At 70.1% G+C, this 25571-nt stretch carries 21 protein-coding genes; 17 read left to right on the forward strand and 4 right to left on the reverse strand.

The annotated features are described in order from the left end of the window. Positions 1-58: 58 nt before the first annotated feature. The gene (locus ACFYO2_RS20640) at positions 59-1144 is read right to left on the reverse strand and encodes a CAP domain-containing protein (RefSeq protein WP_388350761.1); all 1086 of its coding nucleotides are present in this window, start codon (positions 1142-1144) and stop codon (positions 59-61) included. A 168-nt stretch (positions 1145-1312) separates the two neighbouring features. On the opposite strand from ACFYO2_RS20640, the gene ACFYO2_RS20645 reads away from it, so the two are divergent. The 4 genes from ACFYO2_RS20645 to ACFYO2_RS20660 all read left to right on the forward strand — a co-directional run bounded on the left by ACFYO2_RS20645 (position 1313) and on the right by ACFYO2_RS20660 (position 7838). Beyond that, entirely contained in the window at positions 1313-1594 is a 282-nt protein-coding gene (locus ACFYO2_RS20645) for an acylphosphatase (RefSeq protein ID WP_388350764.1), read from the forward strand. A 383-nt stretch (positions 1595-1977) separates the two neighbouring features. Further along, positions 1978-2181 (forward strand): hypothetical protein, encoded by a 204-nt coding sequence (locus ACFYO2_RS20650; RefSeq protein WP_217234679.1) that lies wholly within the window; start codon positions 1978-1980, stop codon positions 2179-2181. Between the two features lie 230 nt (positions 2182-2411). Further along, positions 2412-6200, forward strand: coding sequence for an AAA family ATPase (locus tag ACFYO2_RS20655; protein WP_388350766.1), 3789 nt, complete (start codon positions 2412-2414; stop codon positions 6198-6200). A 219-nt stretch (positions 6201-6419) separates the two neighbouring features. Further along, positions 6420-7838, forward strand: a complete 1419-nt coding sequence (locus ACFYO2_RS20660; RefSeq protein WP_388350769.1) for a sugar porter family MFS transporter — start codon at positions 6420-6422, stop codon at positions 7836-7838. A gap of 99 nt (positions 7839-7937) precedes the next feature. On the opposite strand, the gene ACFYO2_RS20665 is transcribed toward ACFYO2_RS20660, so the two are convergent. Continuing rightward, on the reverse strand, positions 7938-8909 hold the full coding sequence (locus ACFYO2_RS20665) for an LLM class flavin-dependent oxidoreductase (RefSeq protein ID WP_388350771.1): 972 nt from the start codon (positions 8907-8909) through the stop codon (positions 7938-7940). Between the two features lie 159 nt (positions 8910-9068). Between ACFYO2_RS20665 and ftsY the strand changes: the two genes are divergently transcribed. After that, on the forward strand, positions 9069-10280 hold the full coding sequence (gene ftsY / locus ACFYO2_RS20670) for a signal recognition particle-docking protein FtsY (protein ID WP_388350774.1): 1212 nt from the start codon (positions 9069-9071) through the stop codon (positions 10278-10280). Positions 10281-10358: 78 nt separating this feature from the next. Here the strand turns inward: ftsY and ACFYO2_RS20675 are convergent, their stop codons facing one another. After that, on the reverse strand, positions 10359-11015 hold the full coding sequence (locus ACFYO2_RS20675; RefSeq protein ID WP_388350777.1) for a bifunctional DNA primase/polymerase: 657 nt from the start codon (positions 11013-11015) through the stop codon (positions 10359-10361). Positions 11016-11461: 446 nt separating this feature from the next. Here ACFYO2_RS20675 and ACFYO2_RS20680 point away from each other — a divergent pair, with 446 nt between their 5' ends. The 5 genes from ACFYO2_RS20680 (at position 11462) to ffh (ending at position 19167) form a co-directional block, all read left to right on the forward strand. Then, a complete protein-coding gene (locus ACFYO2_RS20680) occupies positions 11462-12958 on the forward strand; it encodes a hypothetical protein (RefSeq protein ID WP_388350780.1) in 1497 nt (498 codons plus the stop codon). Between the two features lie 326 nt (positions 12959-13284). After that, positions 13285-14625 carry an ammonium transporter gene (locus tag ACFYO2_RS20685; protein WP_388350783.1) on the forward strand — a complete coding sequence of 447 codons (1341 nt, stop codon included), beginning with the start codon at positions 13285-13287 and terminating at the stop codon, positions 14623-14625. Next, complete coding sequence (locus tag ACFYO2_RS20690; RefSeq protein ID WP_006379495.1) at positions 14622-14960, forward strand: P-II family nitrogen regulator; 339 nt, start codon at positions 14622-14624, stop codon at positions 14958-14960. The genes ACFYO2_RS20685 and ACFYO2_RS20690 overlap by 4 nt, the downstream gene beginning before the upstream one ends. A gap of 26 nt (positions 14961-14986) precedes the next feature. Further along, positions 14987-17437, forward strand: a complete 2451-nt coding sequence (locus tag ACFYO2_RS20695) for a [protein-PII] uridylyltransferase (RefSeq protein ID WP_388350786.1) — start codon at positions 14987-14989, stop codon at positions 17435-17437. Between the two features lie 176 nt (positions 17438-17613). Then, a complete protein-coding gene (ffh, locus tag ACFYO2_RS20700; protein WP_388350789.1) occupies positions 17614-19167 on the forward strand; it encodes a signal recognition particle protein in 1554 nt (517 codons plus the stop codon). Between the two features lie 75 nt (positions 19168-19242). On the opposite strand, the gene ACFYO2_RS20705 is transcribed toward ffh, so the two are convergent. Next, positions 19243-20100 (reverse strand): SAM-dependent methyltransferase, encoded by an 858-nt coding sequence (locus ACFYO2_RS20705; RefSeq protein WP_388350791.1) that lies wholly within the window; start codon positions 20098-20100, stop codon positions 19243-19245. Between the two features lie 201 nt (positions 20101-20301). Between ACFYO2_RS20705 and proS the strand changes: the two genes are divergently transcribed. The 7 genes from proS (at position 20302) to rplS (ending at position 25530) form a co-directional block, all read left to right on the forward strand. After that, positions 20302-21717: a proline--tRNA ligase gene (proS, locus tag ACFYO2_RS20710; RefSeq protein WP_388350794.1), complete on the forward strand. Its 1416-nt coding sequence runs from the start codon at positions 20302-20304 to the stop codon at positions 21715-21717. A gap of 260 nt (positions 21718-21977) precedes the next feature. Beyond that, entirely contained in the window at positions 21978-22580 is a 603-nt protein-coding gene (locus ACFYO2_RS20715) for a hypothetical protein (protein ID WP_388350796.1), read from the forward strand. A gap of 293 nt (positions 22581-22873) precedes the next feature. Continuing rightward, positions 22874-23293 (forward strand): 30S ribosomal protein S16, encoded by a 420-nt coding sequence (gene rpsP, locus ACFYO2_RS20720; protein WP_388350799.1) that lies wholly within the window; start codon positions 22874-22876, stop codon positions 23291-23293. A 2-nt stretch (positions 23294-23295) separates the two neighbouring features. After that, positions 23296-23535 carry an RNA-binding protein gene (locus ACFYO2_RS20725; RefSeq protein ID WP_005479813.1) on the forward strand — a complete coding sequence of 80 codons (240 nt, stop codon included), beginning with the start codon at positions 23296-23298 and terminating at the stop codon, positions 23533-23535. Positions 23536-23659: 124 nt separating this feature from the next. Beyond that, positions 23660-24214, forward strand: coding sequence for a ribosome maturation factor RimM (gene rimM / locus ACFYO2_RS20730; RefSeq protein ID WP_388350803.1), 555 nt, complete (start codon positions 23660-23662; stop codon positions 24212-24214). Beyond that, positions 24214-25047: a tRNA (guanosine(37)-N1)-methyltransferase TrmD gene (trmD, locus tag ACFYO2_RS20735; RefSeq protein WP_388350806.1), complete on the forward strand. Its 834-nt coding sequence runs from the start codon at positions 24214-24216 to the stop codon at positions 25045-25047. Before rimM ends, trmD begins: the two co-directional genes overlap by 1 nt. A gap of 132 nt (positions 25048-25179) precedes the next feature. Then, positions 25180-25530, forward strand: a complete 351-nt coding sequence (gene rplS / locus ACFYO2_RS20740) for a 50S ribosomal protein L19 (RefSeq protein ID WP_388350809.1) — start codon at positions 25180-25182, stop codon at positions 25528-25530. The last annotated feature ends 41 nt before the right edge of the window (positions 25531-25571 follow it).

Genomic DNA, 25571 nt, shown 5'->3' on the forward strand with positions numbered 1-25571 from the left:
CTAACTGGAAGTTAGTGCAACCTGATGCGGAGGAGAGCATCAGAGCTCAGTGGATATCTCAGTAACCGAAGTCCTGGGTCCACCATGGGCCGCCCGACCCGAGGTGCGCACCGACCCCGAGCGTCTTGAAGTCGCAGTTCAGGATGTTGGCCTTGTGGCCGGGGCTGTTCATCCAGGCCTCCATCACCGCGGCCGCGTCCGCCTGTCCGCGGGCTATGTTCTCGCCGCCGAGGTCGGTGATGCCGGCCTTCGCGGCACGGTCCCAGGGGCTCAGGCCGTCCGGGTTGGTGTGGTCGAAGAAGCCGCGCCCGGCCATGTCCTCGCTGAAGGACTGGGCGAGGTCGGCGAGTGCGCTGTTCGCGGCGACCGCGCTGCAGCCCACCTTCGCCCGCTCCTCGTTGACGAGCTTCAGCACCTCGACCGCGGCGGCGGTCTCCGCGGACACCGTCACGGGGGCGCTGTTCTCCTCCGGCGCCTTCGTGGCCGCACGGGAAGGGGTCGTCTTCGGCTTCTTGCTGGGCGTGGCCTTCGGCTTCTTCGACGGTGCCTCGGTCGGCGGGGCCGTCGACGTCGACGTGGAGGGGGATGGCGTGGGCGAGGCGGAGCGGTCGGCGTCGCGGCTGGTCGACGCGTCGTCGTCACGGCTCTCGGCGCTGCCGGAGGTGCCGCCCTGCTCGGTCGCGCTGTTGGTCGGCGAGGCCGCGGCCTCCACCTTGTCGGCGCCGCTGCTGCTGCCCCCGCCGAGCTTGTAGTTCTGCAGACCGGGCACCGCGCCCGTGGCGACCGCGACCGTGCCGAGGGCGACGGCGGCGGAGACGCCGAGCAGACCGGTCTTCACCGGTGTCACGGCCCTCTTGCGGCGGCGGTGCGAGCCGGCACGGCGGGAACCTCCGCCCGGTGTGAAGCCCTCGCCCCGGTAGAGGGCGTAGTCCTCCTCCGTCGCGAAGAGGTAGGCGTCACTCCTCGCGGAGGCGTCCTCGTGCGTCTCGGGGTTCAGGTAGGGCGCGATACCTGAGGTGGGGTGGTTCCCCGGGTACGAGTCGCGGTGTCCATGGCCCTCTGTATAGGAGTCATACGTTTCTGTGACCCCCGTGGCGCGGCCCGTGGCGGCGCGGCCGGCGGCGGAGCGTCGGTGGCGTCCCATGTCCTTGCCTTCCTCGTCCTGGCGGTCGACGCGTCCCCCCGGTCAACCAAGCTCACAAAACTCACACGATCGAGTGAGTTTCATATGAGATTCATTGGGTGGGGACGGTACCGCATGGCGCCAGGGGAGGAAGTGTCCCGAGAGACATTGGCCGGTTAGGTTGCACCCATGAGCGAGGATGTGCGACTGGTCGCCTGGGTGCGTGGACGCGTCCAAGGTGTGGGTTTCCGCTGGTTCACACGGGCCAAGGCCCTGGAGATCGGCGGCCTGAGTGGTTTTGCTCTCAATCTGGGCGACGGACGGGTCCAGGTGGTCGCCGAGGGGCCGCGCGCGGGATGTCAGAGTCTCCTCGACTGGCTCGAGGGCGACGACACGCCCGGCCGCGTCGACGGCGTCACCGAGATCTGGGACACACCTCGCGGGGACTACGACGGCTTCGCCGTCCGCTGACCCGATTCTGTAAAACGGCCCAGGCGGAGGCGGAGGGACATGCCACTGGCAGCTGTCGGAAGCAGAAAGAGCCTGGTGGTTGCCAAGAACCGCTTGTCGTGGCAGGCTCCGCCAGGTAAGGATGATCGCCACGCCCCGAGGGCCCCGCAGGAGTCTCAGCGCCGCCAGTTCCGGCCGCGCAGCACCGGGTTGCCCGCCAATACGGGGCGTGATCGTGTTGACCGTCAAACTTTTTGGTGAGACGCTAAAAGCACCCCGCGCACCCTAGCTGTTTGGCATGGAAGAACGGCAGCACGAACTCAAAATTGTCAAGCACCGCGGGTGCGAATCCCTCACGACCCACACCGCTTCGGTCGGTCACTCAGTGTGGAGGACCATCCATCATGGCAAAGGCGCTTCTCGGTTACGTCGGCGGCTCCGACCCTCGACTCCTCGCCGAGATGCGACGGCTTCAGCAGCGCGTCCAGGACCTGGAATCCGAGCTTGTACGGATCCAGGAAGAGAACGACGCGCTCGCGGCTGCCGCTTCTCACGACAGGATCATGGAGAGCATCGACGCACACCAGGCGGAGCCTGCGCTCACCTGATCACTGCACCGCTACACGACAGCTCACGCAGTGGTTGGGCAGCCTGTATCAACCGCTAAAGTTGTCAGAGTTTGCAAGGGACGCTTCGGCGTCCCTTCTTTCTTTCCCCCGGCGTTTCCTTCCCCCGCGCATCCTTTCACTCTCTTCAACGTCTGGTGTGCCCTGGACGTTCATGGGTGAAACCGTGGGCTCATGGAGTGAGACACCCCCGGAAGGTAGAGTCCAGCGGCGTGCACCTCAAGGCCCTGACCCTCCGTGGCTTCAAGTCGTTCGCCTCCGCGACCACGCTCCGGTTCGAACCGGGCATCACGTGTGTCGTCGGACCCAACGGCTCGGGCAAGTCCAATGTCGTGGACGCGCTCAGCTGGGTCATGGGCGAGCAGGGCGCCAAGTCGCTGCGCGGCGGCAAGATGGAGGACGTCATCTTCGCCGGCACCACCGGCCGCCCGCCGCTGGGCCGCGCCGAGGTGTCCCTGACCATCGACAACTCCGACGGGGCGCTGCCCATCGAGTACGCCGAGGTCACCATCACGCGGATCATGTTCCGTAACGGCGGCAGCGAGTACCAGATCAACGGCGACACCTGCCGTCTCCTTGACATCCAGGAACTTCTGTCCGACTCCGGCATCGGCCGCGAGATGCACGTCATCGTCGGCCAGGGCCAGCTCGACTCCGTCCTGCACGCCGATCCCATGGGCCGCCGCGCCTTCATCGAGGAGGCGGCGGGCGTCCTCAAGCACCGCAAGCGCAAGGAGAAGGCGCTGCGGAAGCTGGACGCGATGCAGGCCAATCTCGCGCGCGTACAGGACCTGACCGATGAGCTGCGCCGGCAGTTGAAGCCCCTGGGACGCCAGGCCGCGGTCGCCCGCCGGGCAGCCGTGATCCAGGCGGACCTGCGCGATGCCCGCCTCCGTCTGCTGGCCGACGATCTCGTACGGCTGCGGGAGGCGCTGCAGGCCGAGGTCGCGGACGAGGCCGCCCTCAAGGAGCGCAAGGAATCCGCCGAACTTGAGCTGAAGAAGGCGCTTCAGCGGGAGGCGCTCCTGGAGGACGAGGTACGGCAGCTCACGCCGCGCCTCCAGCGCGCACAGCAGAGCTGGTACGAACTCTCCCAGCTCGCCGAGCGGGTGCGCGGCACGATCTCACTGGCCGACGCGCGCGTGAAGAGCGCGACCTCGGTGCCTCCCGAGGAGCGGCGCGGCCGTGACCCCGAGGACATGGAGCGCGAGGCCGCCCGGATCCGTGAGCAGGAGGCCGAGCTCGAAGCGGCCCTGGAGGCGGCCGAGCACGCCCTGGAGGACACGGTCGCGCACCGCGCCGAGCTGGAACGCGAACTGGCCCATGAAGAACGCCGCCTGAAGGATGTCGCCCGCGCGATCGCCGACCGCCGCGAGGGCCTGGCCCGTCTGAACGGCCAGGTCAACGCCGCCCGTTCGCGCGCCGCCTCCGCCCAGGCCGAGATCGACCGCCTGGCCGCCGCGAGGGACGAGGCGCAGGAGCGGGCGGTCGCCGCGCAGGAGGAGTACGAGACTCTGAAGGCCGAGGTCGACGGCCTCGACGCCGGCGACGCGGAACTCGCCGAGCAGCACGAGACGGCGAAGGAGCAGCTCGCCGAGGCGGAGGCCGCGCTGACCGCGGCCCGCGAAGCGGCCACGGCGGCGGAGCGCAGACGGGCCGCGACCCAGGCCCGCCACGAAGCGCTGGCGCTCGGCCTGCGCCGCAAAGACGGCACGGGCGCGCTGCTCGGCGCAAAGGACCGCCTCACCGGCCTGCTCGGCCCGGCCGCCGAACTGCTGACCGTGACGCCGGGCCACGAGGTCGCCCTGGCCGCCGCCTTCGGCGCCGCCGCCGACGCCATCGCGGTGACCACCCCCTCCTCGGCCGCCGACGCGATCCGCCTCCTGCGCAAACAGGACGCCGGACGAGCGGCCCTGCTGCTGGCGGGGGCACGGGAGGACACGGACGCGGCTGCCCACAGGTCCAGAAGCGGCGCGCAGACGCGTCCGGTGGCGGCGGCACCCACGAACGCCGGTGGGGAGCCGGTCGGCGCGGGGGCATGGCCCGCGGCCCCGGACGCCGCCTCGGGCGCCCCGGCGGGCGCGTACTCCGCGGCGGACGCAGTCTCCGGCGCCCTCGCAGGCACCCACCCCGTCGACGCGGCCCACTCCGCCGACAGCCCGTACCCCGGCGCCATGTCCGGACGGCCGCACTCCGACGGTCCTCCCTTCGCCGCCGACCTCGTCCGCGGCCCCGGCGACCTCATGCCCGCCGTACGCCGCCTTCTGCGTGGGATCGTCGTCGTCGGGACCCTGGAAGACGCCGAGGATCTCGTCTACGCGCGGCCCGATCTCACCGCCGTCACCGCTGAGGGCGACCTGCTGGGCGCGCACTTCGCGCAGGGTGGGTCCGCGGGGGCGCCCAGCCTGCTCGAGGTGCAGGCGTCCGTGGACGAGGCCGCGGCCGAGCTCGAGGAGCTGGCCGTACGGTGCGAGGCGCTGACCGAGGCGCAGCACGCGGCGGGGGAGCGGCGTAGGGAGTGTGCCGCGAGGGTCGAGGAAGTGGCGGAGCGGCGCCGGGCCGCCGACCGGGAGAAGTCGGGTGTAGCGCAGCAATTGGGGCGCCTGTCCGGGCAGGCGCGCGGGGCCGCGGGGGAGGCCGAGCGGTCCGTGGCCGCCGCCGCGCGGGCTCAGGAGGCGCTGGACAAGGCACTCCAGGATGTCGAGGAACTCGCCGAACGGCTCGCCGTCGCCGAGGAGATGCCGGTCGAGGAGGAGCCCGACACCTCGGTACGGGACCGGCTCGCCGCCGACGGGGCCAATGCCCGGCAGACCGAGATGGAGGCCCGCCTCCAGGTCCGTACGCACGAGGAAAGAGTCAAGGGCCTGTCCGGACGGGCCGACTCGCTCGACCGGGCCGCCCGCGCGGAACGCGAGGCACGCGCGCGTGCCGAACAGCGGCGGGCCCGCCTCAGACACGAGGCGACCGTCGCCGAAGCCGTCGCCTCCGGTGCCCGGCAGCTGCTGGCGCACGTCGAGGTCTCCCTCGCCCGCGCCGACGAGGAGCGCACCGCCGCCGAGGCCGCCAAGGCCCGCCGTGAGCAGGAGTTGGCCGCCGCCCGGAACGCGGGGCGTGATCTCAAGGCGGAGCTCGACAAATTGACGGATTCGGTCCACCGGGGCGAGGTACTCGGCGCGGAGAAGCGGCTGCGGATCGAGCAGCTGGAGACCAAGGCGCTGGAGGAGCTCGGTGTGGAACCGGCGGGGCTCGTGGCCGAGTACGGCCCGCACCTGCTGGTACCGCCCTCGCCCCCCGCCGAGGGCGAGGAACTGCCGGAGGACCCGGAGCACCCGCGCAACCAGCCGAAGCCGTTCGTCCGGGCGGAGCAGGAGAAACGGCTGAAGGCGACCGAGCGGGCCTATCAGCAGCTCGGGAAGGTGAATCCGCTCGCCTTGGAGGAGTTCGCGGCTCTGGAGGAACGTCACAAGTTCCTCAGCGAGCAGCTCGAAGACCTGAAGAAGACCCGGGCCGACCTGCTCCAGGTCGTCAGGGAGGTCGACGAGCGCGTCGAGCAGGTCTTCACCGAGGCATACCGGGACACGGCCCGCGAGTTCGAGGGCGTGTTCAGCAGGCTGTTCCCGGGCGGCGACGGGCGACTCATCCTGACCGACCCGGACAACATGCTCACCACGGGCGTGGACGTCGAGGCCCGGCCGCCGGGCAAGAAGGTCAAGCGGCTGTCCCTGCTCTCGGGTGGTGAGCGCTCACTCACCGCCGTGGCGCTCCTGGTGTCGATCTTCAAGGCGCGGCCCAGCCCGTTCTACGTCATGGACGAGGTCGAGGCGGCGCTCGACGACACCAACCTCCAGCGGCTGATCCGCATCATGCAGGAGCTGCAGGAAGCCTCCCAGCTGATCGTGATCACGCACCAGAAGCGGACCATGGAGGTCGCCGACGCGCTGTACGGCGTCTCCATGCAGGGCGATGGTGTGTCGAAGGTCATCTCGCAGCGGCTCCGCTAGATACGTGCTGCCTACACCGACTGCGACCTGCACGTTTCCATAGCTTCAATTCTTGAACACAAATCCCTCACCTCGCCGCTCGAAGTCCACGGCAGGCGAAGTATTGACTTCGATACTTGAAGGAATAGTCTCGGCAACGTTGTTTTTACCTTCAGTGGTGAGCGACGTGAAGGGTTCGCCCCCACTCCGGCAGCGTTGCCGGTGGCCCGAGGAGTACACGTGACCAGCACAGCGCAGGCACCCAAGTCAGGAGCCGCATCGGCTCATCCCGATCATCTCGGGCACGTCATCTTCATCGCGGCGGCGGCCGCGATGGGCGGTTTCCTCTTCGGCTACGACAGCTCCGTGATCAACGGCGCCGTCGAGGCCATCCGTGGCCGCTATGACATCGGCTCCGCGGCGCTGGCCCAGGTCATCGCCATCGCGCTGATCGGCTGTGCCATCGGTGCCGCGACCGCCGGCCGCATCGCCGACCGCATCGGCCGCATCCGGTGCATGCAAATATCGGCCGTCCTGTTCACGGTCAGTGCCGTCGGTTCGGCGCTCCCCTTCTCGCTGTACGACCTCGCCTTCTGGCGTGTGATCGGCGGCTTCGCCATCGGCATGGCCTCCGTGATCGGCCCCGCCTACATCGCCGAGGTCGCCCCACCGGCCTACCGCGGTCGCCTCGGCTCGTTCCAGCAGGCCGCGATCGTCATCGGCATCGCGATCTCGCAGCTGGTCAACTGGGGTCTGCTGAACGCCGCGGGCGGTGACCAGCGTGGCAAGCTCATGGGCCTGGAGGCCTGGCAGGTCATGCTCGGCGTCATGGTCATCCCGGCCGTCCTCTACGGCCTGCTCTCCTTCGCGATCCCCGAGTCCCCGCGCTTTCTGATCTCCGTCGGCAAGCACGAGCGGGCCCGCGAGATCCTCGAAGAGGTCGAGGGCAAGAGCGTCGACCTGGACGCCCGCGTCGCCGAGATCGAGCACGCGATGACCAGCGAGCACAAGTCCACCTTCAAGGACCTGCTCGGCGGCTCCTTCTTCTTCAAGCCGATCGTCTGGGTCGGCATCGGCCTGTCGGTCTTCCAGCAGTTCGTCGGCATCAACGTCGCGTTCTACTACTCCTCGACGCTGTGGCAGTCGGTCGGCGTCGACCCGACGGACTCCTTCTTCTACTCCTTCACGACGTCGATCATCAACATCGTCGGCACCGTGATCGCCATGATCTTCGTAGACCGCGTCGGCCGTAAGCCGTTGGCCCTCATCGGCTCCGTCGGCATGGTGATCGGCCTCGCGCTGGAGGCCTGGGCGTTCTCCTTCGACCTGGTCGACGGCAAGCTGCCGGCCACCCAGGGCTGGATCGCCCTGATCGCCGCGCACGTCTTCGTCCTCTTCTTCGCCCTGTCGTGGGGTGTGGTCGTCTGGGTCTTCCTCGGCGAGATGTTCCCGAACCGGATCCGCGCCGCCGCACTGGGTGTGGCCGCCGCCGCGCAGTGGATCGCCAACTGGGCCATCACCGCGAGCTTCCCGTCGCTGGCCGACTGGAACCTCTCCGTGACCTACGTGATCTACACGGCCTTCGCCGCGCTCTCCATCCCGTTCGTCCTCAAGTACGTCAAGGAGACGAAGGGCAAGGCGCTGGAGGAAATGGGCTGAGCCTCGTATTGAGGCCCTCGCACTCGAGGGGCCGGGCCAAGGTCCCCGCTGCCCGCCCCTCGACACCCGTAGGACGTACTGCCCCGGCTCACCCGGCCTTCACGGTCCGAGCCGGGGCAGCACGTCTTCGCAGAACAGCCGCAGGCTCCGCCACCCCTCGTCCACCGGCATCCCGCCCGCCAGCGGATGCAGGACGAGGTTGTCCAGACCCTGGGCCACGCACGCGTCGGGCGTGAGGATCCGGTACACGCCCTCGGCGCGCAGCTCGTCCACCGTCGTGGCCGCCGACCGCACCGCCGAGCGGATGTCGCCGGACTGCCAGGAGGCGTACGTCCGGGCCTCGTGCAGGAAGTGCTCGCCGTACGCGGCCCACGCCTCGTCGGGGTCCTCGGCGAGGTGGATCAGGGGAGTCTCGGCGGCGGGCATCATGGTCCAGCCCTCGGTGCCGTACTCGACGAGCCGCTCCTTGTAGTACGCCTCCAGCTCCGGCAGGTGCGCGCTGGGGAAGAAGGGCAGGCCGAGCCGGGCGGCCCGGCGGGCGGCGGCCTTCGAGGAGCCGCCGACCAGGAGCAGGGGGTGCGGGTCGGAGTACGGGCGTGGGGTGACCCGTACCGTACGGCCCCGGTACTCGAAGGGCTCGCCCGTCCAGGCCTTCAGCACCGTCTCCAACAGCTCGTCCTGGAGCCGGCCCCGCCGTTTCCACTCCACGTCGAACTGGGCGTACTCCTCGGGCCGGTACCCGATCCCGGCGACCGTCACCAGCCGCCCGCCGCTCAGCAGGTCCAGTACGGCGATGTCCTCCGCCAGCCGCAGCGGGTCGTGCAACGGGCCGATCACCGCCGAGACGGTCACCGCGATCCGGCGCGTGGCCCCGAACACCGCGCCTGCGAACGCGAACGGCGAGGGCAGCCAGTTGTTGTCGACGCCGTGGTGCTCCTCGGTCTGCACGGTGGTGATCCCCTGGCCGTCGGCGTAGGCGGCCATTTCCAGGGCGGCCCGGTAGCGGGCGCCGAGCGAGGCGGGGGTGGCGCCGGGCTCGACCAGGTTGAAACGGACGACGGTGACGGGCATGGGAGCCCCCTTCGCCGGGCGGGTGGGGTGCCGGTGCTGGGGGAGATTAGCTGACGGTTCGTCAGGTAACCAGGGGTAGGGCGTGCCCCCGTTCCGTGCCCCGTTCGGTGGCGCGGGCGACGGACCAGGCGGGGAGGGGTCGCGCATACTGGACGAGTTATGGAAATTGTCATCCTTGCTGTAGTCATCGCCGTGGTCCTGCTCGGTGTGCTCGGCGGGCTCGTAGTCGGCAGCCGGCGCAGGAAGCCGCTGCCCCCGCCGCCGCCCACCGCCCCCGACATCACCGCCCCTCCGGCCGAGCCACACATCGGCGACGAGGCCGAGACGCCGCGCGACGAACCGCGCCGGACGATCGAGGAGGTGGACCTCCCGGACGGCTCGGCTCCCGTCGCCGTGGAGGAGCCCCCCTCCGTCCCTGAACCCGAGGCTCCCGAGCTCGAGGTCCCCGAGCCGACCGAGGGCCGCCTGGTCCGCCTGCGCGCCCGCCTTTCCCGCTCGCAGAACGCCCTCGGCAAGGGCCTGCTCACGCTGCTCGCGCGCGAGCACCTCGACGAGGACACCTGGGAGGAGATCGAGGACATCCTGCTCACCGCCGACGTCGGCGTGCTGCCCACCCAGGAGCTGGTCGAACGCCTGCGCGAGCGCGTGAAGGTGCTCGGCACCCGCACGCCGGACGAGCTGCGCGCTCTGCTGCGCGAAGAGCTGCTCAAGCTGGTCGGCACCGACGTCGACCGCACGGTCAGGACGGAGCCCGAGGCCAGCAAGCCCGGCATCGTGATGGTCGTCGGTGTCAACGGCACCGGCAAGACCACCACCACCGGCAAGCTCGCCCGCGTCCTGGTGGCCGACGGCCGCAGCGTCGTGCTCGGTGCCGCCGACACCTTCCGCGCCGCCGCCGCCGACCAGCTGCAGACCTGGGGCGACCGGGTCGGTGCCCACACCGTGCGCGGCCCCGAGGCCGGCGACCCGGCCTCCGTGGCCTTCGACGCGGTCAAGGAGGGCAAGGAGATGGGCGCGGACGTCGTGCTCATCGACACCGCGGGTCGCCTGCACACCAAGACCGGCCTCATGGACGAGCTCGGCAAGGTAAAGCGCGTCGTCGAGAAGCACGCGCCCCTGGACGAGGTGCTGCTCGTCCTCGACGCGACCACGGGCCAGAACGGTCTGGTGCAGGCCCGGGTCTTCGCCGAGGTCGTCGCCATCACCGGCATCGTCCTCACCAAGCTGGACGGCACGGCGAAGGGCGGCATCGTCATCGCGGTGCAGCGCGAGCTGGGTGTGCCGGTCAAGCTGGTCGGCCTGGGAGAAGGCGCGGACGACCTGGCGCCCTTCGAGCCGGAGGCGTTCGTGGATGCGCTTATCGGAGACTGACCTGCAGACATCCGTATGCGGTCGAAGAAGCGCCCGCCCCCAAGGTGCAGTTGGGGCCGGGCGCTTCGCTGTGTACGCCTACGCTCGCGACCGGTGCGCCACGTAAGCCAGCGTCCCCAGCAACAAGCGCGCCGCCGGCGGCTTCGTCGCCGTGTCCAGTGACGGCGGCCGCAGCCAGCGCGCCGGACCCAGCCCGCCCCGGTCGGACGGCGGAGCGGTGATGTACGTGCCGAGGCCGAGGCCGTGGAGGTCCAGGGAGGTGGGGTCGTCCCAGCCCATGCGGTAGAGGAGCTCGGGGAGTCCGGCGGCGGCGCCGGGGGCGACGAAGAAGTGGGCGCGGCCCTCGGGGCCGACGGTGACCGGGCCGAGGGGCAGGCCCATGCGCTCCAGGCGGACCAGGGCACGGCGCCCGGCGGGCTCGGCCACCTCGATCACGTCGAAGGCCCGGCCGACCGGCAGCATCACCGCGGCGCCGGGGAACTCCCCCCAGGTCTTGGTGACCTCGTCGAGGGTCGCCCCGGCCGGGACGTGCGGCGCGAAGTCGAGAGGATGGGCGCCCGGGGCGGCGCAGTCGGCGCGCCCGCACGAGCAGACGCCCGCGGCGGCGCGCGCCCCCGGGACCACGTCCCAGCCCCAGAGTCCGGTGAACTCGGCGACGGTCGTGCACTCCGAAGAGCGGCCGCGCCGACGCGAGCCGGAGCGGATCTCCCGAATGCCGCCGATCGTGAAGCCCATGCCCCCTCCAACGGGTCCGGCGTGCCGGTGGTTACGTGGCGAACGCGAAATGTGACTCTCCGTTGCCATGCCCCGTGCCACTTACAGGTCATGGCGGCGCCCGGAAGCACCCCGGGTGGTGCGCTCAGCCCCGTGCGCCCCAGAGTGCACCGCTCCGCCCACTCCCGGCCGTCCTCTGTCAAGTGAATCGTGCGGAGGTGAGCGTGAGTTCATTCGAAGGGGTGGCGAATGGTGGCGTTTCCGGGATCGCCGTGGCTGGACGCGTGATCGTAGGATTACTTTGAGTGCATGAGGCCTGGGGGCACATGCACTCGTGGGTATGCCGGAGGCAACCCGGCTTCCCGTTCGAAGGATGACAACCACCGGACGGGCGGCCGTATTTACCGGCATTCTGATAGGGCTTGGCGCACTCAGTGACAAGTGGTCTCAGGGATGGGGGCGTTCCAGTGAGCGGCAACGGCGGTAGCGGGACGGGCGCTGCAAACGCAACGAACGCTGACAAGCGCCCGAACGAGCTGCTCACTTCGTGGTTCGTGCGCAGCGGCTGGTCCAAGGGCGAGCTCGCCCGCCAGGTCAACCGCAGGGCCCGCCAGTTGGGCGCCAACCACATCTCCACCGACACCTCGCGGGTGCGCCGCTGGCTGGACGGCGAGAACCCCCGCGAGCCGATCCCCCGGATCCTGTCCGAGCTGTTCTCGGAGCGGTTCGGCTGTGTTGTCTCCGTCGAGGATCTCGGCCTGCGTACCGCCCGTCAGTCACCCTCCGCGACCGGCGTCGACCTGCCCTGGACGGGCCCGCAGACGGTGGCCCTGCTCAGCGAGTTCTCGCGCAGCGACCTGATGCTGGCGCGGCGCGGCTTCCTCGGGACCTCGCTGGCCCTGTCCGCGGGCCCGTCCCTCATCGAGCCCATGCAGCGCTGGCTGGTGCCCGCGCCCCCGTCCCCGCACCACGAGCCCGAGCCGTCCTCGTCGTCCTCGGCCCGCCGCGGCCGGCTGTCCAAGCCCGAGCTGGACCTCCTTGAGTCGACGACGGTGATGTTCCGCCGGTGGGACGCCCAGTGCGGCGGCGGCCTGCGCCGCAAGGCGGTCGTCGGTCAGCTGCACGAGGTGACCGACCTCCTCCAGGAGTCGCAACCCGAGGCCACCGCCAGGAAGCTGTTCAAGGTCGCCGCCGAGCTGGCGGAGCTCGCGGGGTGGATGTCGTACGACGTCGGGCTGCAGCCCACCGCGCAGAAGTACTTCGTGCTCGCCCTGCACGCCGCCAAGGAGGCGGGCGACAAGCCGCTCGGCTCGTACGTCCTGTCCAGCATGAGCCGCCAGATGATCCACCTCGGGCGGCCCGAGGACGCCCTGGAGCTGATCCACCTCGCGCAGTACGGCAGCCGGGACTGCGCGAGCCCGCGCACCCAGTCCATGCTGTATGCGATGGAGGCCCGCGCCTACGCCAACATGGGGCAGCCCGGCAAGTGCAAGAGGGCGGTCCGGATGGCCGAGGACACCTTCGCCGACGCCGACGAGTGGGACGAGCCGGACCCCGACTGGATCCGCTTCTTCTCCGAGGCCGAGCTGTACGGCGAGAACTCCCACTCCTACCGCGACCTCGCCTACGTCGCCGGCCGCAGCCCCACCTACGCCTCGCTGGCCGAGCCTCTGATGCAGCGGGCCGTCGAGCTCTTCGCCCAGGATCCCGATCACCAGCGTTCGTACGCACTCAATCTGATCGGCATGGCCACGGTCCATCTGCTCCAGCGGGAGCCCGAGCGGAGTGCGGTGCTGGCCACCAAGGCCATGCTGGAAGCCAAGAAAGTGCGCTCGGAGCGCGTCAACACTCGTATTCGAAAGACGGTCGACACGGCTGTACGCGATTTCGGCGATCTCGCCGAGGTCGTGGACCTCACCGACCAGCTCGCGATCGAGCTCCCCGAGACCGCTGAAGCGGTCTGAGACACCGGCAGAACCCCTGAACCCCGGCCACGGCCGGCCTTCCCGAACTGCCCGACTCGGCTCCCCCCATGCCAGGTCATCGGAAGGTCGACCGTGGCCGGTTTCCTGCCTTCGCCAAAGGTTGCGCCACGATAACGATCGACGCGCCCAATATCTGCCAGTTCATCTAGGCGTAACACACGGGGCGCCTTCGTCACGGCGGCGAAACAACGAGGGGCTTCGACCGAAACGGCGCTGCGTCAATCTCATGGCGCATAACCGGCCCACCCCTCAAATCCGCTCAGGCTTCGCCCGCACGGGGCCGTACCAACGACGAGGAGACGCCGATGGCACCAGCAGCCATCACGCTCGCCGCAGAAGCACCCAAGCTGTCTGCCGCCAACACTGGCTTCATGCTCATCTGTTCCGCCCTGGTGCTGATCATGACTCCGGGTCTTGCCTTCTTCTACGGAGGCATGGTCCGCGTCAAGAGCACTCTGAACATGCTGATGATGAGCTTCATCAGTATCGGGGTCGTCACCATCCTGTGGGTGCTGTACGGCTTCTCCATGGCCTTTGGTACTGACTCCGGCAGCATCATCGGATGGAACTCCGACTGGGTAGGCCTCAGCAACATCGGCCTGACGGAGCTGTGGGATGGCTACACCATCCCGATCTTCGTCTTCATGATCTTCCAGATGATGTTCGCCATCATCACCCCCGCCCTGATCAGCGGTGCCCTCGCGGACCGCGTGAAGTTCACCGCGTGGGCGCTGTTCGTCGCCCTGTGGGCCACGGTCGTCTACTTCCCGGTCGCGCACTGGGTCTGGGGCGCCGGTGGCTGGGCCTTCGAGCTGGGCGTCATCGACTTCGCCGGTGGTACGGCGGTCCACATCAACGCGGGTGCCGCGGCACTCGGCGTGATCCTGGTCATCGGCAAGCGGGTCGGGTTCAAGAAGGACCCGATGCGTCCGCACAGCCTGCCGCTGGTCATGCTCGGCTCCGGTCTGCTGTGGTTCGGCTGGTTCGGCTTCAACGCCGGTTCCTGGCTCGGCAACGACGACGGTGTCGGCGCGCTGATGTTCGTCAACACGCAGGTCGCCACCGCCGCCGCCATGCTGGCCTGGCTCATCTACGAGAAGATCCGCCACGGCGCGTTCACCACGCTGGGCGCGGCTTCCGGTGCCGTCGCGGGCCTCGTCGCCATCACCCCGTCGGGTGGTGCCGTCTCCCCGCTCGGCGCGATCGCCGTCGGTGTCATCGCCGGTGTCCTGTGCGCCATGGCCGTCGGCCTGAAGTACAAGCTCGGCTACGACGACTCGCTCGACGTCGTCGGTGTCCACCTGGTCGGCGGTGTCGTCGGCTCCCTGCTGATCGGCCTGCTCGCCAGCGGCCACGGCCAGTCCACCGTGGAAGGCCTCTTCTACGGCGGCGGCATGACCCAGTTCTGGAAGCAGTGCGCCGGTGTCTTCGCGGTGCTCGGCTACTCGCTCGTCGCCTCGGCGATCCTCGCCTTCCTGATCGACAAGACGATGGGTATGCGGGTTCCCGAGGACGTGGAGGTCGCCGGTATCGACCAGGCCGAGCACGCCGAGACCGCATACGACTTCAGCGGCGCCGGCGGTGGTTACGACCGCAGCGCCGTGCCGGCCCCGCCCGCCTCTGAGTCCAAGAAGGTGGACGCATGAAGCTCATCACCGCCGTCGTGAAGCCCCACCGGCTCGACGAGATCAAGGAAGCCCTCCAGGCCTTCGGGGTCCACGGCCTGACGGTCACCGAAGCGAGCGGCTACGGTCGTCAGCGGGGACACACCGAGGTCTACCGCGGTGCCGAGTACACGGTCGACCTGGTCCCCAAGATCCGCATCGAGGTGCTGGCCGAGGACGACGACGCAGAGGGTCTCATCGACGTCATCGTCAAGGCGGCCCGCACCGGCAAGATCGGTGACGGCAAGGTCTGGTCCCTCCCGGTCGAGACCGCCGTACGGGTCCGCACCGGCGAGCGCGGCCCGGACGCGCTCTGACAGAAGAACAGAACAGGAGCCACTGGGTGACGAGTACGGACGTGCGCAAGGATGCAGAGGACTCGGGACCCAGCGGCTACGCGGCGGCCCGGCTGCGCCTCCTCACTGAGGGGGCGCGGTCCGGGCCGCCGCGCCGTGCCGCCCTCGCCGAACTGACCGACGACTGGCTGTCGGGCCTGTTCAACGCGGCGGGGGAGGCGCTGCGCGGGGTCTCCCTGATCGCCGTCGGCGGCTACGGCCGCGGTGAACTGTCCCCACGCAGCGACCTGGATCTGCTTCTGCTGCACGACGGCAGCGACTCCGACGCGGTCGCCGCACTGGCCGACCGCATGTGGTACCCGGTCTGGGATCTCGGCCTCGCCCTCGACCACTCCGTGCGTACGCCGGCCGAGGCCCGCAAGACCGCCGGCGAGGACCTGAAGGTCCAGTTGGGGCTGCTGGACGCCCGGCACCTCGCGGGCGACCTCGGTCTCACCGCGGGATTGCGTACGGCCGTCCTCGCCGACTGGCGCAACCAGGCGCCGAAACGTCTCCCCGAGCTCCAGGAGCTGTGCGCCGAGCGCGCCGAGCGGCAGGGCGAGCTGCAGTACCTCCTGGAGCCGGACCTCAAGGAGGCTCGCGGCGGTCTGCGCGACGCCACCGCCCTGCGCGCCGTCGCAGCCTCCTGGCTCGCCGACGCCCCGCGTGAGGGCCTCGACGACGCCAGGCGCCGGCTCCTCGACGTCCGCGACGCCCTGCACCTGACGACCGGGCGGGCGACCGACCGGCTCGCCCTCCAGGAGCAGGACCAGGTCGCGGCCGAGCTCGGGCTCCTGGACGCCGACACACTCCTCCGGCAGGTCTACGAGGCCGCCCGTGTCATCTCGTACGCCAGTGATGTCACCTGGCGTGAAGTGGGGCGCGTGCTCCGGTCGCGGGCTGTGCGGCCGCGTCTGCGCGCCATGCTCGGGGGCGGCAAGCCGGTCTCCGACCGCTCGCCGCTGGCCGAGGGGGTCGTGGAGCAGGACGGCGAGGTGGTGCTCGCCCGCGCCGCGCGCCCCGAACGCGACCCCGTGCTCCCCCTGCGTGCCGCGGCCGCCGCCGCGCAGGCCGGGCTTCCGCTCTCTCTGCACGCCGTACGGCGCATGGCGGCCGCCGCCCGCCCCCTGCCCGCGCCTTGGCCCGCCGAGGCGCGCGAACAGCTGGTGACCCTCCTCGGCTCCGGCCCGCCCACCATCGACGTATGGGAGGCGCTGGAGGCGGAAGGCCTGATCACCCGCCTGCTGCCCGACTGGGAACGGGTGCGCTGCCGGCCGCAGCGCAACGCCGTGCACGTCTGGACCGTCGACCGGCACCTCATCGAGACCGCCGTCCGCGCCTCCGAGTTCACCCGCCGCGTCAGCCGCCCCGACCTCCTGCTGGTCGCCGCGCTGCTGCACGACATCGGCAAGGGCTGGCCCGGCGACCACTCCGTGGCCGGCGAGATCATCGCCAAGGACGTGGCCGCCCGCATCGGCTTCGACCGCGCCGACGTGGCGGTGCTCGCCACGCTCGTACGCCACCACCTGCTGCTCATCGACACCGCCACCCGGCGCGACCTGGAGGACCCGGCCACCGTGCGCTCGGTCGCCGAGGCGGTCGGCTCGCAGAGCACGCTGGAGCTGCTGCACGCGCTGACCGAGGCGGACGCGCTGGCCACCGGACCGGCGGCCTGGTCGTCCTGGCGGGGCTCGCTCGTCGCCGACCTGGTCAAGCGGGTCCACGCGGTCCTGTCAGGCGACCTGCCGGACGAACCCGAGTCCGCCACGCCCACCGCCGAGCAGGAGCGCCTGGCCATCGAGTGCATCGCCACCGGCGGACCCGTGCTCGCCCTGCGCGCGCAGACCGAGCCGCCGCCGACCGACGAGCAGCCGCCCGGCGATCCCGAGCCGCTCGGTGTGGAACTGCTCATCGCCGTACCCGACCAGGCGGGCGTGCTGCCCGCGGTGGCCGGCGTCCTCGCCATGCACCGCCTCACGGTCCGCACCGCCGAACTGCGCGCCCTGGACCTGCCGGACGGTGTCGAGGGCTCGGTGCTGCTGCTGAACTGGCGGGTCGCCGCCGAGTACGGCTCCCTGCCCCAGGCCGCCCGGCTCCGCGCCGATCTCGTACGCGCCCTCGACGGTTCCCTCGACATCACCGGCCGCCTCGCCGAGCGCGACGCCGCCTATCCCCGCCGCCGGGGAGTCGTGGCGCCGCCGCCCCGGGTCACCGTCCACCCGGCCGCGTCCCGGCTTGCCACCGTCATCGAGGTCCGCGCTCAGGACGTACCGGGCCTGCTGCACCGCATCGGGCATGCGCTGGAGGAGGCGGGCGTGCGGATGCGCAGCGCGCATGTGAGCACGCTCGGGGCCAACGCGGTCGACGCCTTCTACGTGACCGGGCCACAGGGCGCGCCGCTGCCCAGCGAGGAGGCGGCGAGCGTGGCACGGAAGCTGGAGGAGACACTGCGGGGATGACCCGCGCGGGGTGGTCCGGACTGCGCCCTCGGCGCTGAAGCGTCGAGGCAGCGTCCCCGCGGAAGCGGGCTGCCGTCCCCGTCTGCTGTATGCGGCGGGCGGGGGCGATTGCCTTGCGCGGCCGGATACCCTGGAAGACGCTCACACTGCCCCCGACTCCGAGGACCGACGCCGCCGTGTTCGATACTCTCTCCGATCGCCTCTCAGCGACCTTCAAGAACTTGCGCGGCAAGGGGCGCTTGAGCGAAGCGGACATCGACGCCACGGCGCGCGAGATCCGCATCGCGCTCCTCGAAGCCGACGTCGCCCTGCCCGTCGTCCGCACGTTCATCAAGAACGTCAAGGAACGCGCGCTCGGGGCCGAGGTCTCGCGGGCGCTGAACCCGGCCCAGCAGGTCCTGAAGATCGTGAACGAGGAGCTCGTCACGATCCTCGGTGGTGAGACCCGCCGCCTGCGCTTCGCCAAGCAGCCGCCGACCGTGATCATGCTGGCGGGTCTGCAGGGTGCCGGTAAGACCACCCTCGCGGGCAAGCTCGGCCGCTGGCTGAAGGAGCAGGGCCACTCGCCCATCCTGGTCGCCGCAGACCTCCAGCGCCCGAACGCCGTCAACCAGCTCAGCGTCGTCGCCGAGCGGGCCGGCGTGGCCGTCTACGCACCCGAGCCGGGCAACGGCGTGGGTGACCCGGTCAAGGTCGCCAAGGACTCCATCGAGTACGCCAGGACCAAGGTCCACGACATCGTGATCGTGGACACCGCCGGCCGCCTCGGCATCGACGCCGAGATGATGCAGCAGGCCGCGGACATCCGGGACGTGGTCTCGCCCGACGAGATCCTCTTCGTCGTCGACGCCATGATCGGTCAGGACGCGGTCAACACCGCCGAGTCCTTCCGCGACGGCGTCGGCTTCGACGGCGTGGTGCTCTCCAAGCTCGACGGTGACGCCCGCGGTGGTGCGGCCCTGTCGATCGCCTCGGTGACCGGCAAGCCGATCATGTTCGCGTCGAACGGCGAGAAGCTCGAGGACTTCGACGCCTTCCACCCTGACCGGATGGCCTCCCGCATCCTCGACATGGGTGACCTGCTCACCCTGATCGAGCAGGCGGAGAAGACGTTCAGCCAGGAAGAGGCCCAGCAGATGGCCTCCAAGCTGGCGTCCAAGAAGGGCCAGGACTTCACCCTGGACGACTTCCTGGCCCAGATGGAGCAGGTCAGGAAGATGGGCAGCATCTCCAAGCTGCTCGGCATGCTTCCGGGCATGGGCCAGATCAAGGACCAGATCAACAACCTCGACGAGCGCGACGTCGACCGCACGGCCGCCATCATCAAGTCGATGACCCCGGCCGAGCGCCAGGAGCCGACGATCATCAACGGCTCGCGCCGCGCCCGTATCGCCAAGGGCTCCGGTGTCGACGTCAGCGCGGTCAAGGGCCTGGTCGAGCGGTTCTTCGAGGCCCGCAAGATGATGTCGCGCATGGCCCAGGGCGGCGGCATGCCCGGCATGCCGGGGGTCCCGGGCATGGGCGGCGGCCCCGGCAGGTCCAAGAAGCAGCCGAAGAAGGCCAAGGGCAAGCAGCGCTCCGGCAACCCGATGAAGCGCAAGCAGCAGGAGCAGGAGGAGGCCGCCCGCCGCGCCGCAGCGGCCCAGAACGGCGGCGCCTTCGGCGTGCCGGGCCAGCAGGCTCCTCAGGACTTCGAACTGCCGGACGAGTTCAAGAAGTTCATGGGCTGACAGCCATCACTCCTCGACGTACCGAGGGCGTCCTTCCTGCGAAGGGCGCCCTCGGTACGTCGAAGAGGCCGACGCCTAGGGAACTCGCGCTATCAGGTACCGGAACACGTTCGGCATCCACACCGTGCCGTCCCGGCGCTGATGCGGATGCAGGGCCTCCTTCAGCTCCTTGTCCACCTGGACCTGGTCCGTCGCGGAGACCGCCGCGTCGAAGAGGCCCGTCGAGAGCAGTCCGCGTACCGCGCTGTCGACGCCGGCGTACCCGAAGGGACAGGAGACGCGGCCGGAGCCGTCCGGCTTGAGGCCGGCCCGGTGGGCGACCTCCTCCAGGTCGTCCCGGCGGGCGAGGCGCCAACTGCCGGTACTGCGCAGCGGATCCGCCAGCTTGGTGGCCACCCGCAGCACGGACGACGTGGCGCACCGCTCCGGCGGACCCCACCCGGCCAGCACCACCGGCGCCCCCCGCTCGGCGAGCGGCACCGCCGAGGCGAGCAGCTCCTCGAGCCCTTCCGAGTCGCCCGCCAGACAGCCGATGGGCTCGAAGGCGGTCACCACCGTGTACGCGGGCGCAGCCGCGTCGGCCGCGTCCCCGGGCGAACCGTCGACCAGCCGGACACCGGCACGGGTGCGCGCGCCCCACGTCTGCGGCACCAGCCGCTCGCGCGCGAGGGCCAGCCGTTCGGGGGAGGAGCCGTCGACACCGGTCACCGCGGCACCTCTGGAGGCCGCTATCAGCAGGGCGAGCCCGGAGCCGCAGCCGAGGCCCAGCAGCCGCGAGGCCGGGCCCACTTCCAGTCGCTCGTAGACGGCCTCGTAGAGCGGCACCAGCATCCGCTCCTGGATCTCCGACCAGTCACGCGCGCGTGCACCGAGGTCCACACGGGGTGGCTCTCCCGTATGAGACAGGTGCTGCCGCACGAGCGTAGGTGTCATAGGTAAGCGCCCCAATCCGCCGAGAGTTGCCCCAGTGCCCGATTCCGTAGCCCCCGTGACGTCCGCACGCACTCCCCCCCCGTATGCCAGATAACTCCGCACTCGACCGTGCGTCCAGGGGTTGTCGGGCCCGGCTTGCGGGTTGGCGGTGCGAGTGGCGAGAATTCACATACCGGCAATCTGGGCCCGTACGATCGCGCCATGGCAAAGGCACCCGTACTCACGCCCCGCGCGGACGACTTCCCGCGCTGGTACCAGGATCTGATCAGCAAGGCCGAGCTTGCCGACAACGGGCCGGTGCGCGGCACCATGGTGATCCGACCGTACGGGTACGGGCTGTGGGAGCGGATGCAGGCGGAGATGGACGCCCGCATCAAGGAGACGGGCACCCAGAACGCGTACTTCCCGCTGCTGATCCCGCAGTCGTACCTCGCGCGCGAGGCGGACCACGTCGAGGGGTTCGCGCCCGAGCTGGCCGTGGTCACGCACGGCGGCGGCAAGGAGCTGGACGAGCCCGCGGTCGTCCGCCCCACCTCCGAGATGATCATCAACGACTACTTCTCGAAGTGGGTGCAGAGCTACCGCGACCTGCCCCTGCTGATCAACCAGTGGGCGAACGTGGTCCGTTGGGAGCTCAGGCCCCGTCTGTTCCTGCGGACCAGCGAGTTCCTCTGGCAGGAGGGCCACACCGCGCACGCCACCTTCGAGGACGCGCGCGACTTCGCCTCCCACATCCATCGCCAGGTCTACGAGGACTTCATGGTGAACGTCCTCGCGATGGACGTCGTCCCCGGCCGCAAGACCGTCAAGGAGCGGTTCGCCGGCGCGATCAACACCCTCACGCTCGAAGGCATGATGGGCGACGGCAAGGCTCTCCAGATGGCCACCAGCCACGAACTCGGCCAGAACTTCGCCAAGGCCTTCAACACCTCGTACCTGTCGAAGGACGGCACGCAGGAACTGGTCTGGCAGACCTCCTGGGGCTCGACCACGCGCATGATCGGCGCCCTGGTGATGATGCACGGCGACGACAACGGCCTCCGGGTCCCGCCGCGCCTGGCGCAGATCCAGGCCGTCGTCCTCGCCATCAAGGGCGACGAGGCGGTTCTGGCCAAGGTCCGCGAGCTCGGCGACCGGCTGAAGGCAGCGGGTGTACGCGTCCAGGTGGACGACCGGGTGGACACCCCCTTCGGCCGCCGCGCTGTCGACTGGGAGCTGAAGGGCGTGCCCGTACGGATCGAGATCGGGCCCCGTGACCTGGAGAACGGCACCGCGATGCTGGCCCGCCGCATCCGGGGCGGCAAGGAGCCGGTGGCCCTGGACGCCCTCGTCGGTCTCCTCCCCGCGATCCTCGAAGAGGACCAGGCCCTGCTCCTGAAGCAGTCCCGCGAGCGCCGCGAGTCCCGCACGTCCGAGGTGTCGACGATCGACGAGGCCGTCGAGGCCGCCGTCGCCGGCGGCTGGGCGCGCATCCCGTGGGCGACCCTCGGCGAAGAGGGCGAGGCCAAGCTGGCCGACCACGCGGTGACCGTACGGTGTCTGGTCAGCGAGGACGGGTTGGTGCCGGAGGACGGCGACGCACCGGGTAACGTCGCGATCGTCGCGCGCGCTTACTGAGTAGCGGCCTTCCGGCGGAAGAGCGACCGAAACGCCTCTTGCGCAACTGCGGACCCCAGTGACCCCGGCGCGCGGACACCGTCTACGCGCTGGGGCGTACGTCAGACTACGCACCGGCTTGCTACGAGCTGTGAGGCTTATCCGCAGATCAGCGCATCCGCCCTCGTCAGGACGCATCAGCGGCAACTGACGGGTACGTGCAAATTATTTGGGATGCCCCGGAATCGGAACACAGGGGCACTCTGGCTCGTTGTCATTACGTGAGCACGACACAGACACCACCTGTTCTCGCCGCAGAGCTGGCGCAGGCGTGGGCCGACATTCAGCGGTACCACCCCGAGCTGCCCGATCTTGCCGCGCCAGAGTCCCTGATCGGGGAGTCGTCGTCCGCGTGCGGTCACGAGCTCTCCTTCGAGCGACTGCTTCACGAGGCAGTCCATGGCATCGCCGCCGCGCGCGGCATCCGCGACACGTCCCGTGCCGGCCGCTACCACAACCGCAGATTCCTCGCGATCGCCGAGGAGCTGGGCCTGGACCACCCCGAGGAACCGCACCCCAGCAGCGGTTTCTCCCTGGTCACGCTTACCCCCGAGGCGAAACGCCGCTACCGCCCGACCAGCGAGCGACTGCAGCGTGCCCTCAAGGCGCACTCGGTGGCCACCACCTCCGACACGTCCCGCACCTTCCGCGGCCCGGCCGCCCGCCACGGCTCCTCCGGCGGCGGCGTCCGGGTCAAGGCGGTCTGCGACTGCGGCCGCAACGTCCGGGTCGTCCCGTCGGTTCTGGCCCAGGCGCCGATCGTGTGCGGAGGGTGCGGGAAGCCGTTCCGCATCCCAGAGGGAGTGGGCGCGGCGGCGAGCTGACCGCCACACCGGCATCTCGTGGGTGCCGGACGAGCGGATGGCCCCGGGCGTGGGATGCCGTTGCGTACGGCCGCAGCGGCACCCCGCGGCGCCGGGTGCTGCTCCGGCATGCCTCGGCGCACCCGCGGTCCGAAGCGACCCGCCGGGTATGGCACAATGGCTAGCTGTACTCGACAGCCGCACAGGAACCCTCTCGCCTCCGGCTGACGCGTCCATCGGGCACTCGGGTACCGCAACCCCACGCGGCCATCTCGCCGTGCCCAACCACGTCAAATCCAGGAGAACCCACTCCCGTGGCAGTCAAGATCAAGCTGAAGCGTCTGGGCAAGATCCGTTCGCCTCACTACCGCATCGTCGTCGCCGACTCCCGTACCCGTCGTGACGGTCGTGCGATCGAGGAGATCGGCCTGTACCACCCGGTGCAGAACCCCTCGCGCATGGAGGTCGACGCCGAGCGCGTGGCCTACTGGCTCTCCGTCGGCGCCCAGCCGACCGAGCCCGTGCTCGCCATCCTGAAGAAGACCGGCGACTGGCAGAAGTTCAAGGGCGAGCCCGCCCCGGCTCCGCTGCTGCAGCCGGCCGAGAAGGCCGCGCGTCCGTCGTTCGAGGCTCTCGGTGGCGACGACGAGGGCAAGGGTGAGGCCATCACCCCGAAGAAGAAGGCTGAGAAGAAGGACGACGCCTCCGCTGAGTCCGCGTCGACCGAGGCCTGAGCATGCTCGAGGAGGCTCTCGAGCACCTCGTGAAGGGCATCGTCGACAACCCTGACGATGTGCAGGTCGCCTCGCGCGACCTGCGTCGCGGGCGGGTGCTGGAGGTCCGGGTCCACCCCGACGACCTCGGCAAGGTGATCGGCCGCAACGGCCGCACGGCACGTGCCCTGCGCACCGTCGTGGGCGCCATCGGCGGCCGTGGTGTCCGCGTCGACCTCGTCGACGTCGACCACGTCCGCTGACGCCAAACGCAGTACCGGCTCGGGCCGGGGAGGGCCACTGGGCCGTCCCCGGCCCGATGTCGTATGTTCCGACGTCGAATGCGCGACGTCGGACGGCCCGTCGTATGACAGGAGAGCAAGCACAGTGCAGCTGGTAGTCGCACGGATCGGCCGTGCCCACGGCATCAAGGGCGAGGTCACCGTCGAGGTACGTACCGACGAGCCGGAGCTCAGGCTCGCTCCCGGCGCCGTCCTGGCCACCGACCCGGCCGCCACCGGTCCGCTGACCATCGAGACGGGCCGAGTCCACAGCGGCCGCCTCCTGCTGCGCTTCGAAGGCGTGCACGACCGCACGGCCGCCGAAGCGCTGCGCAACACCCTCCTGATCGCCGAGGTCGATCCGGAGGAGCTGCCGGAGGACGAGGACGAGTACTACGACCACCAGCTCATGGACCTGGACGTCGTCACCAAGGACGGCGTCGAGGTGGGCCGGATCACCGAGATCTCGCACCTGCCCTCCCAGGACCTCTTCATCGTCGAGCGCGCCGACGGGAGCGAGGTGATGATCCCCTTCGTCACCGAGATCGTCACCGAGATCGACCTCGGGGAACAGCGGGCGGTCATCGATCCGCCGCCGGGCCTGATCGACGACAACGCGGAGATCGCGTCGGCCAGGGACTCCTCCGGGGAAGAGGCGTAATGCGGCTCGACGTCGTCACGATCTTCCCCGAGTACCTGGACCCCCTGAACGTCTCCCTCGTCGGCAAGGCACGCGCGCGTGGACAGCTGAACGTCCACGTGCACGACCTGCGGTCCTGGACGTACGACCGCCACAACACCGTCGACGACACTCCGTACGGCGGCGGTCCGGGCATGGTCATGAAGACCGAGCCCTGGGGCGAGGCGCTGGACTCCGTCCTGGCCGACGGCTACGAGACCGGCTCCCACCGGCCCGCCCTCATCGTCCCCACCCCCAGCGGCCGCCCCTTCACCCAGGAACTCGCCGTCGACCTCTCCGAGCGCCCCTGGCTGATCTTCACGCCGGCCCGTTACGAGGGCATCGACCGCCGGGTCATCGACGAGTACGCGACCCGGATGCCGGTCTACGAGGTCTCCATCGGCGACTACGTCCTCGCCGGTGGCGAGGCGGCCGTACTCGTCGTCACCGAGGCCGTGGCGCGGCTGCTGCCCGGTGTCCTCGGCAACGCCGAGTCGCACCAGGACGACTCCTTCGCGCCCGGGGCCATGGCCAACCTCCTGGAGGGGCCCGTCTACACCAAGCCGCCCCGGTGGCGCGACCGCGGGATCCCGGACGTGCTGCTCAGCGGCCACCACGGCAAGATCGCACGCTGGCGCCGGGACGAAGCACTGAAGCGTACGGCGGCCAACCGGCCCGACCTCATCGAGCGCTGCGACCCCAAGGTCTTCGACAAGAAGGACCGCGAGATGCTCTCCATTCTCGGCTGGGCGCCGGATCCGGCCGGGGAGCCGTACGGCCGATTTTGGCGCAGGCCAGAGGGCATGGAACAATAGGCTGCTGTTGTGCGTCGTCCGGCGTGCGTCCCTGCCGCAGGGGGACACGACGCCCGCCCCGACCCGCGCGACCCCACCCAGAAACCTAGTTTCCGTTGATGACCTGTGGCATCAGCGAGGAAAGCAGACGAAATGTCCAACCTGCTCGACATCGTCGACTCCGCGTCGCTGCGCAGCGACGTCCCGGCCTTCCGCCCGGGTGACACCGTCAACGTCCACGTCCGCGTCATCGAGGGCAACCGCTCCCGTGTGCAGCAGTTCAAGGGCGTAGTCATCCGTCGCCAGGGCGCCGGTGTCCGTGAGACCTTCACGGTCCGCAAGGTCTCCTTCTCCGTCGGCGTCGAGCGCACCTTCCCGGTGCACACCCCGATCGTCGAGAAGATCGAGCTCGTCACCCGCGGTGACGTGCGTCGCGCCAAGCTCTACTACCTGCGCGAGCTGCGCGGTAAGGCCGCGAAGATCAAGGAGAAGCGCGACAGCTGATCTCGCGCGGGGTCCCACAGAGGGGCCGGATAGCATCTGGC

Origin of the sequence: Streptomyces sp. NPDC006602, from assembly GCF_042870385.1 — a bacterium.
In the GTDB taxonomy this organism is placed as follows: Bacteria; Actinomycetota; Actinomycetes; order Streptomycetales; family Streptomycetaceae; genus Streptomyces.

Excerpts from the sequence above, each read along its gene's own strand:
- rplS (WP_388350809.1), top strand. The coding sequence starts at position 25,180 with ATGTCCAACCTGCTCGACATCGTCGACTCCGCGTCGCTGCGCAGCGAC.
- ACFYO2_RS20675 (WP_388350777.1), bottom strand. The coding sequence starts at position 11,015 with ATGGGCTTCACGATCGGCGGCATTCGGGAGATCCGCTCCGGCTCGCGT.
- ftsY (WP_388350774.1), top strand. The coding sequence starts at position 9,069 with ATGGAAATTGTCATCCTTGCTGTAGTCATCGCCGTGGTCCTGCTCGGT.
- ACFYO2_RS20665 (WP_388350771.1), bottom strand. The coding sequence starts at position 8,909 with ATGCCCGTCACCGTCGTCCGTTTCAACCTGGTCGAGCCCGGCGCCACC.
- ACFYO2_RS20705 (WP_388350791.1), bottom strand. The coding sequence starts at position 20,100 with ATGACACCTACGCTCGTGCGGCAGCACCTGTCTCATACGGGAGAGCCA.
- ACFYO2_RS20645 (WP_388350764.1), top strand. The coding sequence starts at position 1,313 with ATGAGCGAGGATGTGCGACTGGTCGCCTGGGTGCGTGGACGCGTCCAA.
- trmD (WP_388350806.1), top strand. The coding sequence starts at position 24,214 with ATGCGGCTCGACGTCGTCACGATCTTCCCCGAGTACCTGGACCCCCTG.
- ACFYO2_RS20650 (WP_217234679.1), top strand. The coding sequence starts at position 1,978 with ATGGCAAAGGCGCTTCTCGGTTACGTCGGCGGCTCCGACCCTCGACTC.
- ACFYO2_RS20640 (WP_388350761.1), bottom strand. The coding sequence starts at position 1,144 with ATGGGACGCCACCGACGCTCCGCCGCCGGCCGCGCCGCCACGGGCCGC.
- ACFYO2_RS20690 (WP_006379495.1), top strand. The coding sequence starts at position 14,622 with ATGAAGCTCATCACCGCCGTCGTGAAGCCCCACCGGCTCGACGAGATC.
- ACFYO2_RS20685 (WP_388350783.1), top strand. The coding sequence starts at position 13,285 with ATGGCACCAGCAGCCATCACGCTCGCCGCAGAAGCACCCAAGCTGTCT.
- proS (WP_388350794.1), top strand. The coding sequence starts at position 20,302 with ATGGCAAAGGCACCCGTACTCACGCCCCGCGCGGACGACTTCCCGCGC.
- ACFYO2_RS20725 (WP_005479813.1), top strand. The coding sequence starts at position 23,296 with ATGCTCGAGGAGGCTCTCGAGCACCTCGTGAAGGGCATCGTCGACAAC.